This is a genomic window from Streptomyces sp. NPDC036984, from assembly GCF_055607665.1.
On record NZ_JBVJRL010000040.1, the window covers coordinates 19,090 to 28,991 of the forward strand.

The window sequence follows — 9,902 nt, forward strand, 5'->3', positions numbered from 1 at the left end:
GACCAGTGGCCGTACCGCTGCCGCTGGAGCTGCCGAACGACGGCACCGCCGCCTGGCTGACGCTGCGGATGGTGACGGCCGGGGACGAGCCGTGGGCGCCGAGCGGTACGGAGGTGTGCGCGCCGCGGACCCGGCTCCGGGCGGTGGCCGCGCCCCGGCCGGTGTCCGGCACCGGCCGGCCTCCCTGGACGTCCGGCTCGGCGCCGGCCCGTGCGCCGCGGCTCGACGCGGAGAGCCGGCGCTCCACCCGCGCCGCGCTGCCCGACACCCAGGCCGACGGGCTCAACGGCCGGGGCCTGTCGCGGGCCGGCTGACGGCGGGCAGCGCGGTCTGCGCCGGTACGGGCGGCTTCTGCCGGTGAACTCTCCTGCGGGCAAGGGGGTTTCCTTGCTTCAACTCTTGACGGTCGAAGGGCCGGGGAGCACATTGGCCGCATCCTGAGAGCGCTCTCAGTCATGCATGGGAGCGCTCTCACCACCCCGCACACCCGTACCCGAGAGGCTCCCTCATGAGCGCTTCCTCCGGCACTCCCAGACCTCGCCCGCTGCGGCGCGCGCTCGTCGCCGTGGCGGCCACGCTCGGCCTCGCGGCGGCCATCGCCACGGCCGCCACCGCCCCCGCCGACGCCTCCGCCCCCACCCCGCCCTCGGGCTGGACCCAGGTCTTCGTGGACGACTTCAACGGCGCGGCCGGCTCCGGCGTGAACACGGCCGACTGGCAGTACGACACCGGAACCTCGTACCCCGGCGGCGCCGCGAACTGGGGCACCGGCGAGGTCGAGACGATGACGTCGAGCAGAAGCAACGTCGCGCTGGACGGAAACGGCAACCTGCTCATCACCCCGCGCCGCGACGCCGCCGGCAACTGGACCTCCGGCCGGATCGAGACCACGCGCACCGACTTCCAGCCCCCGGCCGGCGGGAAGCTGCGCGTCCAGGCCCGGATCCAGCTGCCGAACGTCACCGGCACCGCCGCCAAGGGCTATTGGCCGGCGTTCTGGATGCTGGGCGCGCCGTTCCGCGGCAACTACTGGAACTGGCCGAGCATCGGCGAGCTGGACATCATGGAGAACGTCCAGGGCCTGAACACGGACTGGGCCACGGTGCACTGCGGCACCAACCCGGGCGGCCCGTGCAACGAGACCTCCGGCATCGGCGGCTCCACCTCCTGCGCCGGCACCACCTGTCAGGCCGGCTTCCACACCTACGCGATGGAGTGGGACCGCTCGACCAGCCCCGAGGAGATCCGCTTCTTCCTCGACGGCGTCAACTTCCACACGGTGCGGGCGAACCAGGTCGACGCGACGACGTGGGCGAACGCCACCAACCACGGCTACTTCCTCATCCTCAACGTCGCGATGGGCGGCGGCTTCCCGGCCGCGTTCGGCGGCGGCCCGGACAGCGGGACCGAGCCGGGCCACCCGATGACCGTCGACTACGTACAGGTCCTCCAGTCCTCCGGCGGCGGCACCACTCCCCCGCCGTCCGGCAACCGGGACGCCTACAGCGCCATCCAGGCCGAGTCCTACGACAGCCAGTCCGGCGTCGTCGCGGAGACCACCACGGACACCGGCGGCGGCCGGGACATCGGGTCCCTGGCGAACGGCGACTGGGCGCTGTACAAGGGCGTCGACTTCGGCTCGACGGCCGCGAAGCAGTTCTACGCGCGGGTCGCGAGCGGCGCCGCGAGCGGGGTCAGCGGTCTGGTCGAGGTGCGCCTGGACAGCCGCGGCAACGCGCCCGTCGGCAGCTTCGCCGTGGCCGGCACGGGCGGCTGGCAGTCCTGGCGCACCGTCCCGGCCAACATCGGCGCGGTCACCGGCACGCACGACGTCTACCTCACCTTCACCAGCGGCCAGCCGGCCGACTTCGTGAACGTGAACTGGTTCGCCTTCGGCCACTGACCGCGCAGACGACGCAGGGCCGGTGCTGCCGGCCCGGCCCTGCCCCGCGTCGACCGGAGTGACGTCGATCCGTCCCCGCGCCGCATCCCGCAGCGGGGACGGATCGGCGTCTGCCCGGCAGTGCCGGCAGGTGAGCGGGAGCGTCAGAGAGGTGGGCGGGGGGCACACGGCGGCGGCGCCGGTATGCGTCTCGGCGGTGCGGACGCCGTCCGGCTCCACCGAAGTGACCTGCGACAGCGGGGGCCTGTGGGGGGCGGCAGGCGGTGCTGCCGACGCAGGCCGGACGGGCTAGCGCAGCTCCGCGCGGAAGGCCACCGGTGTCTGGCCGGTGTGCAGATGGAAGAACTTGGAGAAGTTCGCCGCGTCGGGGAAACCGACGGCCACCCCGACGCGGCCGATCGGCAGGTCCGTGTGGGCGAGGAGGCGTTTGGCCTCCAGGACCACCCGCTTGTCGATGAAGCCCTTCGGGGTCTCGCCGGTGGCCGCGCGGACGGCGCGGACCAGGGTGCGGCGCGAGTAACCGAGGGCGTCGGCGTAGGCGCTGACGCTGTGATTGGTGGCGAATCCCTGCTCGACGGCGTCCCGGAATCGGGTGAAGGTGCTGTCGGCGTGCTGCCGGGAGGTCTCCGCGGAGCTGGCGGCGAGATGGGCGAGGCGCAGCAGGAACGCGGTCAACGAGTGCCGCAGGACGGCCGTGTGCAGGCTGAGCGGGAGCGTGGCGGTGTCCTCGTACTCGCGCCGGAGCTGGTCGAGGGAGGCCTGGAGCGCGGTGAGCTGGGCCGGATCGGGGTGCAGCAGCGGCGGCAGGTCGTAGCGGTACAGGCCGGTGGCCTCGACGGTGGCGTGGGGCAGGAAGCCGGGCTGCATGGTCAGCACGGTTCCGCGGTACCCGGACTCCGGCGCGAACCGGTGGACCTGTCCGGGGCGGATCCACAGCAGGTCGCCGGTGGTGGCCTCGTACTCGGTGAAGTCGATCATGTGCCGTACGGGGCCGTCGGTGAAGAGCATGACCACATGGAAGTCGATGCGGTGGACGCGGTGCAGGGGGGCCTCGGCGTGCCAGGTGCGGTCGGTGCCCATGGGGCCGATCTGCATGCCCACGCCGCCGACGGCCAGCTCGGCAGGGAAGGGGAAGGTTCTGATCCCGTCGCGTCCCGTGCTGCCGTCGTCGCCGGTGTCGTCGGTGCCGTCGACGTCACCGCCGACGGCTTGCCATGTTCTGTCGGTCATGCCCTTTTCGTGCCGTCCCTGTCGCGCGATCGCTGTCCCAGATTCACCACAGGCTGACACACCCCGACCTTTCCTCGAAAAAGTCAGACTTTTAAGTTTGAACGTGTCCGGCCCGCTTTTCCGCATTGAACGAGGACTTCTTGAAGATGAACCAGCAGACTTCCGACAGCTTCGAGTGGACCGACCTGGACCGGCGCGCCGTGGACACCGCCCGACTTCTCGCGGCCGACGCGGTCCAGAAGGTGGGCAACGGCCACCCGGGCACCGCGATGAGCCTGGCGCCTGCCGCGTACACGATCTTTCAGAAGGTGATGCGTCACGACCCGGCCGACCCTGAGTGGACCGGCCGTGACCGCTTCGTGCTCTCCCCCGGCCACACCTCGCTGACCCTCTACACGCAGCTGTTCCTCGCCGGGTACGAGCTGGAGCTGGACGACCTGAAGGCCTTCCGGACCCAGGGCTCCAAGACGCCCGGCCACCCCGAGTACGGGCACACCGCCGGCGTCGAGACCACCACCGGCCCGCTCGGCCAGGGCGTCGCCAACGCCGTCGGCATGGCGATGGCCGCCCGCTACGAGCGCGGCCTGTTCGACCCGGACGCCCCCGCCGGCACCTCCCCCTTCGACCACACCATCTGGGCGATCGTCTCCGACGGCGACCTGCAGGAAGGCGTCTCCGCCGAGGCCTCCTCGCTCGCCGGCCACCAGAAGCTCGGCAACCTGGTCTTCCTCTACGACGACAACCACATCTCCATCGAGGGCGACACCGCGACCGCGTTCTCCGAGGACGTGCTGAAGCGGTACGAGGCCTATGGCTGGCACACCCGGCGCATCGAGCCCACCGCCGACGGCGACGTCGACGTCGCCGCCCTGTACGCGGCGCTGACGGCCGCCCGGGCCGAGACCGAGCGGCCCTCGATCATCGCGATGCGCACGATCATCGCCTGGCCCGCCCCCAACGCGCGGAACACCGAGGCCGCGCACGGCTCGGCGCTGGGCGAGGAGGAGGTCGCGGCCACCAAGCGCGTCCTCGGCTTCGACCCGGAGCAGAGCTTCGAGGTCGCCGACGAGGTCCTGCGGCACACCCGCCGAGCCCTGGACCGGGGTGCCGAGGCGCACGCGGCCTGGGACAAGCGGATCGCCGAGTGGCGCACGGCCGACCCGGAGCGCGCCGGACTCTTCGACCGGATCGGCAAGGGCGAGCTGCCCGAGGGCTGGCAGGACGCGCTGCCGGTGTTCGAGGAGGGCAAGGCGGTCGCCACCCGCGCCGCCTCCGGCAAGGTGCTCCAGGCGCTCGGCCCGGTCATTCCCGAGCTGTGGGGCGGCTCCGCCGACCTCGCCGGCTCGAACAACACCACCATCGACGCGTCCAGCTCCTTCCTGCCGAAGGGCAACCCGCTGCCGGAGGCCGACCCGTACGGCCGTACCGTCCACTTCGGCATCCGCGAGTTCTCCATGGCCGCGGAGCTGAACGGCATCGCCCTGCACGGCAACACCCGCGTCTACGGCGGCACCTTCCTCGTCTTCTCCGACTACATGCGCAACGCCGTCCGTATGTCGGCGCTGATGCAGCTGCCGGTGACGTACGTGTGGACGCACGACTCCATCGGCCTCGGCGAGGACGGCCCCACCCACCAGCCGGTCGAGCACCTGGCCTCGCTGCGCGCGATCCCGGGCCTGAACGTCGTCCGCCCGGCGGACGCCAACGAGACCGCGATCGCCTGGGCCGAGATCCTGAAGAGGCACGCCACGCACCCCGCCCCGCACGGGCTCGCGCTGACCCGCCAGGGCGTGCCGACATACGCGCCGAACGAGGACGCGTCCAAGGGCGGCTACGTACTGCGCGAGTCCTCGACGGAGGTCCCGGAGGTGATCATCATCGCGACGGGCTCCGAGGTGCAGCTGGCCGTGGCCGCGCGGGAGCGGCTGGAGTCCGAGGGAATCGGCACGCGGGTGGTGTCGATGCCGTCCGTGGAGTGGTTCGAGGAGCAGCCGCGCGAGTACCGCGAGCGAGTGCTGCCGCCGGCCGTGAAGGCCCGGGTCGCCGTCGAGGCGGGCATCGGCCTGACCTGGTACCGGTACGTCGGCGACGCCGGACGCATCGTCTCGCTGGAGCACTTCGGCGCCTCCGCCGACGCCAAGACCCTGTTCGCCGAGTTCGGCTTCACCCCCGAGAACGTCGCCGCCGCGGCCCGCGAGTCGCTCGCCGCCGCGCGCGCCTGACACCGGCGCCGACACCCGACGCCCGAAACCGACGCAAGAAGAAAGATGATCACTGTGACCGAAGCAATCGCGACCCCGGGAGCCCTCAAGCGCCTCGCCGACGAGGGCGTGTCCATCTGGCTGGACGACCTGTCGCGGAGGCGGATCACCTCGGGCAGCCTCGCCGAGCTGGTGGCGAGCGGAAGCGCCGTCGGTGTCACGACGAACCCCTCGATCTTCCAGGCCGCCATCGGCTCGGGCGAGGGCTACGAGGAGCAGCTGGCCGACCTCGCCGTACGGGGTGTGACGGTGGACGAGGCCGTGCGGATGATGACGACCGCCGATGTGCGCGACGCCGCCGACATCCTGCGTGACGTGTACGACGCCACGGGCGGGCGGGACGGCCGGGTCTCCATCGAGGTCGATCCCCGCCTCGCGCACGACACCGAGGCGACCGTCGCCGAGGCCAAGCAGCTCGCCTGGCTGGTCGACCGGCCCAACGTGATGATCAAGATCCCGGCGACGAAGGCGGGCCTGCCGGCGATCACCGAGGTCATCGGGTTCGGCATCAGCGTCAACGTGACCCTGATCTTCTCCCTGGAGCGCTACCGCGAGGTCATGGCCGCCTACCTGGCCGGCCTGGAGAAGGCCCGCGAGCGCGGCGTCGACCTGTCCACGATCCACTCGGTGGCGTCCTTCTTCGTCTCCCGCGTGGACTCCGAGATCGACAAGCGGCTGACCGCCCTCGGCACCGAGGAGGCCCTCACCCTCAAGGGCCGCGCGGCCCTCGCCAACGCCCGCCTCGCCTACGAGGCGTACGAAGAGGTGTTCGGCTCCGATCGCTGGCTGGCGCTCGCCGGTGACAAGGCGAACAGGCAGCGCCCGCTGTGGGCCTCCACCGGAGTGAAGGACCCCGCGTACAAGGACACCCTGTACGTGGACGAGCTGGTCGCGCCGGGCACCGTCAACACCATGCCCGAGGCCACCCTGAACGCCGTCGCCGACCACGGCGAGATCACCGGCGACACGGTGACCGGCGGCTACGCCCGGGCCCGTGCCGACCTGGCCGCCGTCGAGCGGCTCGGCGTCTCGTACGACGAGGTCGTCCAGCAACTGGAGGACGAGGGCGTCGCCAAGTTCGAGGCGGCCTGGCAAGAGCTGCTGGACGCCGTCACCGAGTCCCTGAAGAGCAAGGGAGTTGACGCCCGATGACCGAGAACGCAGCCGCCGCACCGGCATCCGGGGAGGTGCGCCTGCCGGTCTCGCCGGCCGCCGACTGGGTGAACCCGCTGCGGGACGCCCGCGACCGCCGGCTGCCCCGCATCGCCGGGCCGTCCGGCCTGGTCATCTTCGGTGTGACCGGCGACCTGTCCCGCAAGAAGCTGATGCCGGCCGTCTACGACCTGGCCAACCGCGGACTGCTGCCGCCGGGCTTCTCCCTCGTCGGGTTCGCCCGCCGCGAGTGGGAGGACCAGGACTTCGCGCAGGTCGTCCACGACTCCGTCCGCGAGCACTCCCGGACCCCGTTCCGCGAGGAGGTGTGGCAGCAGCTCGCCGAGGGCATGCGGTTCATCCCCGGTGACTTCGACGACGACACCGCCTTCAAGCAGCTGAAGGACGCCGTGGAGGAGCTGGACGCCTCCCGCGGCACCGGCGGCAACTTCGCCTTCTACCTGTCGGTGCCGCCGAAGTTCTTCCCCAAGGTCGCGCAGCAGCTGAAGAAGCACGGCCTGGCGAGCCCTCCGGAGGGCTCCTGGCGGCGCGCGGTCATCGAGAAGCCGTTCGGGCACGACCTGGCCAGTGCCCGCGAGCTGAACGCGATCGTGCACGACGTGTTCGAGCCGGACCAGGTGTTCCGGATCGACCACTACCTCGGCAAGGAGACCGTCCAGAACATCCTGGCGCTGCGCTTCGCCAACCAGATGTACGAGCCGATCTGGAACCGGTCGTACGTCGACCATGTGCAGATCACCATGGCCGAGGACATCGGCATCGGCGGCCGGGCCGGGTACTACGACGGCATCGGCGCCGCCCGGGACGTCATCCAGAACCACCTGCTCCAGCTGATGGCGCTGACCGCCATGGAGGAGCCGATCGCGTTCGACGCCGAGGCGCTGCTCACCGAGAAGCTGAAGGTGCTGAAGTCGGTGCGCCTTCCGGAGGAGCTGGGCCGGCACACCGTACGCGGCCAGTACGCGGCCGGCTGGCAGGGCGGCGAGAAGGTCGTCGGCTACCTCCAGGAGGAGGGCATCGACCCGAAGTCGAAGACCGACACCTTCGCAGCCATCAAGCTGGGCATCGACAACCGCCGCTGGGCGGGCGTCCCCTTCTACCTGCGCACCGGCAAGCGGCTCGGCCGTCGGGTCACCGAGATCGCGGTGGTCTTCAAGCGGGCCCCGCACTCCCCGTTCGACTCCACGGCGACCGAGGAGCTGGGCCAGAACGCGATCGTCATCCGCGTCCAGCCGGACGAGGGCATGACCGTGCGGTTCGGGTCGAAGGTGCCGGGCACCTCGATGGAGATCCGGGACGTGTCGATGGACTTCGCCTACGGCGAGTCGTTCACCGAGTCGAGCCCGGAGGCGTACGAGCGGCTCATCCTGGACGTACTCCTCGGCGACGCCAATTTGTTCCCCCGTCACCAGGAAGTGGAAGAGTCCTGGAAGATCCTCGACCCGATCGAGGAGTACTGGGCGGCGCACGGCAGGCCGGCGCAGTACGCGTCGGGCAGCTGGGGCCCGACGGAAGCCGACGAGATGCTCGCACGAGACGGACGGAGCTGGCGCAGGCCATGAAGATCGACCTGACCGACACCACGGCAAGCAAGATCAACAAGGCGCTGGTGCAGGGTCGCCGCGCCATCGGCACGCCGGCCGTGGGCATGGTCCTGACGATGGTCATCGTCACGGACGAGGAGAACGCCTACGACGCGATCAGGGCCGCCGAGGAGGCCTCGCACGAGCACCCCTCGCGCACCCTGGTCGTCATCAAGCGGCACGCCCGCACGCTGCGCGACCGCACCCACTCGCGGCTGGACGCCGAGGTGCGCGTCGGCTCCGAGGCCGGCACCGGCGAGACGGTGGTGCTGCGCACCTACGGCGAGGTGTCCGACCACGCCGACTCGGTCGTCCTGCCGCTGTTGCTGCCGGACGCGCCCGTCGTCGTGTGGTGGCCGGTGGACGCGCCCGACGCCCCGTCGAAGGACCCCCTGGGCGCGCTGGCCCAGCGGCGGATCACCGACCTGTACGCGGTCGAGCGGCCGATGGAGATCCTGGAGAGCCGCGCCCGCAGCTACGCCCCCGGCGACACCGACCTCGCCTGGACCCGGCTCACGCTGTGGCGGTCGATGCTGGCCGCCGCCCTGGACCAGGCCCGCGTCAAGGTGACCTCGGCTGCCGTCGAGGCGGAGGCGGACAACCCCAGCGCCGAACTGCTGGCCCGCTGGCTGGAGGCCCGCCTGAAGGTGTCCGTGGACCGCGTGGTCACCGGGGGGCCGGTCGTCACGGCCGTACGCCTCGGCACCGACACCGGCGAGATCGTGATCGACCGTCCCGAAGGGCCCCTCGCCACGCTGACCCTGCCGGGCCAGCCACCGCGCACCCTGGCCCTGAAGGTCCGCCCCACCTCTGAACTCATCGCCGAGGAGCTGCGCCGCCTCGACGCCGACGAGATGTACGCCATCGCCCTCCAGGGCGAGGCCACCAAGGAGAACGCCTGAGATGGCCGAGTTTCCGAAGCTCACCCACCGGCCCGAGTGGACGGCCCTCGCCGACCATCGCGCGCAGGGCCAGCCGCGGCTGCGCGAGCTGTTCGCGGCGGACCCCGGCCGCGCCGAGCGGTACGTCGTGCGGGTCGGCGACCTGTACATCGACTACAGCAAGCATCTGATCACGGACGAGACCCTGGCCCTGCTCCAGGAACTCGCCACCGCCACCGGCGTGTTCGCGCTGCGGGACGCCATGTTCCGCGGCGAGAAGATCAACATCACCGAGCGGCGGGCGGTGCTGCACACCGCGCTGCGCGCCTCGCGGGACACGGTGATCGAGGTCGACGGCGAGAACGTCGTACCGAAGGTGCACGCGGTGCTGGACCAGATGGCCGGCTTCGCCGACCGGGTCCGCTCCGGCGAGTGGACCGGACACACCGGCAAGCGGATCCGGAACGTCGTCAACATCGGCATCGGCGGCTCCGACCTCGGCCCGGCGATGGCGTACGAGGCACTGCGCCCCTACACCGCACGGGACCTGACGTTCCGCTTCGTGTCGAACGTGGACGGCTCCGACCTGCACGAGGCGACCCGCGACCTGGACCCGGCGGAGACGCTGTTCATCGTGGCGTCCAAGACGTTCACCACGATCGAGACGATCACCAATGCCACCTCGGCGCGCTCCTGGCTGCTGAATGCCTTCGACGGCGAGGAGAAGGCCGTCGCCAAGCACTTCGTGGCGCTGTCCACGAACGCCGAGAAGGTCACCGAGTTCGGCATCGACCCGGACAACATGTTCGAGTTCTGGGACTGGGTCGGCGGCCGGTACTCGTACGACTCGGCGATCGGCCTCTCCCTGATG

At 71.2% G+C, this 9,902-nt stretch carries 8 protein-coding genes; 7 read left to right on the forward strand and 1 reads right to left on the reverse strand.

The genetic code is table 11. The features are described from left to right. The first annotated feature begins 5 nt into the window (after positions 1-5). Positions 6-314, forward strand: coding sequence for a hypothetical protein (locus ACZ7DL_RS37940; RefSeq protein WP_470781488.1), 309 nt, complete (start codon positions 6-8; stop codon positions 312-314). Positions 315-508: 194 nt separating this feature from the next. Continuing rightward, on the forward strand, positions 509-1,903 hold the full coding sequence (locus ACZ7DL_RS37945) for a glycoside hydrolase family 16 protein (protein ID WP_470781490.1): 1,395 nt from the start codon (positions 509-511) through the stop codon (positions 1,901-1,903). 288 nt (positions 1,904-2,191) lie between these two features. Here ACZ7DL_RS37945 and ACZ7DL_RS37950 read toward each other — a convergent pair whose 3' ends face one another. Beyond that, positions 2,192-3,133, reverse strand: a complete 942-nt coding sequence (locus ACZ7DL_RS37950; RefSeq protein ID WP_470781492.1) for a helix-turn-helix domain-containing protein — start codon at positions 3,131-3,133, stop codon at positions 2,192-2,194. A gap of 146 nt (positions 3,134-3,279) precedes the next feature. Between ACZ7DL_RS37950 and tkt the strand changes: the two genes are divergently transcribed. The 5 genes from tkt to ACZ7DL_RS37975 form a co-directional block, all read left to right on the forward strand. Next, complete coding sequence (tkt, locus tag ACZ7DL_RS37955) at positions 3,280-5,355, forward strand: transketolase (protein ID WP_470781494.1); 2,076 nt, start codon at positions 3,280-3,282, stop codon at positions 5,353-5,355. Between the two features lie 45 nt (positions 5,356-5,400). Then, positions 5,401-6,546, forward strand: coding sequence for a transaldolase (gene tal, locus ACZ7DL_RS37960; protein WP_470781496.1), 1,146 nt, complete (start codon positions 5,401-5,403; stop codon positions 6,544-6,546). After that, positions 6,543-8,129, forward strand: a complete 1,587-nt coding sequence (gene zwf, locus ACZ7DL_RS37965; RefSeq protein ID WP_470781497.1) for a glucose-6-phosphate dehydrogenase — start codon at positions 6,543-6,545, stop codon at positions 8,127-8,129. Before tal ends, zwf begins: the two co-directional genes overlap by 4 nt. Continuing rightward, entirely contained in the window at positions 8,126-9,052 is a 927-nt protein-coding gene (opcA, locus tag ACZ7DL_RS37970) for a glucose-6-phosphate dehydrogenase assembly protein OpcA (RefSeq protein WP_470781499.1), read from the forward strand. The genes zwf and opcA overlap by 4 nt, the downstream gene beginning before the upstream one ends. A gap of 1 nt (position 9,053) precedes the next feature. Further along, a partial coding sequence (locus ACZ7DL_RS37975) for a glucose-6-phosphate isomerase (protein ID WP_470781500.1) occupies positions 9,054-9,902 on the forward strand: 849 nt, incomplete at its 3' end.

Bases quoted from the DNA above. Each gene is read 5' to 3' on its own strand.
- zwf (WP_470781497.1), top strand. From the start codon at position 6,543: ATGACCGAGAACGCAGCCGCCGCACCGGCATCCGGGGAGGTGCGCCTG.
- ACZ7DL_RS37950 (WP_470781492.1), bottom strand. From the start codon at position 3,133: ATGACCGACAGAACATGGCAAGCCGTCGGCGGTGACGTCGACGGCACC.
- opcA (WP_470781499.1), top strand. From the start codon at position 8,126: ATGAAGATCGACCTGACCGACACCACGGCAAGCAAGATCAACAAGGCG.
- tal (WP_470781496.1), top strand. From the start codon at position 5,401: ATGATCACTGTGACCGAAGCAATCGCGACCCCGGGAGCCCTCAAGCGC.
- ACZ7DL_RS37945 (WP_470781490.1), top strand. From the start codon at position 509: ATGAGCGCTTCCTCCGGCACTCCCAGACCTCGCCCGCTGCGGCGCGCG.
- tkt (WP_470781494.1), top strand. From the start codon at position 3,280: ATGAACCAGCAGACTTCCGACAGCTTCGAGTGGACCGACCTGGACCGG.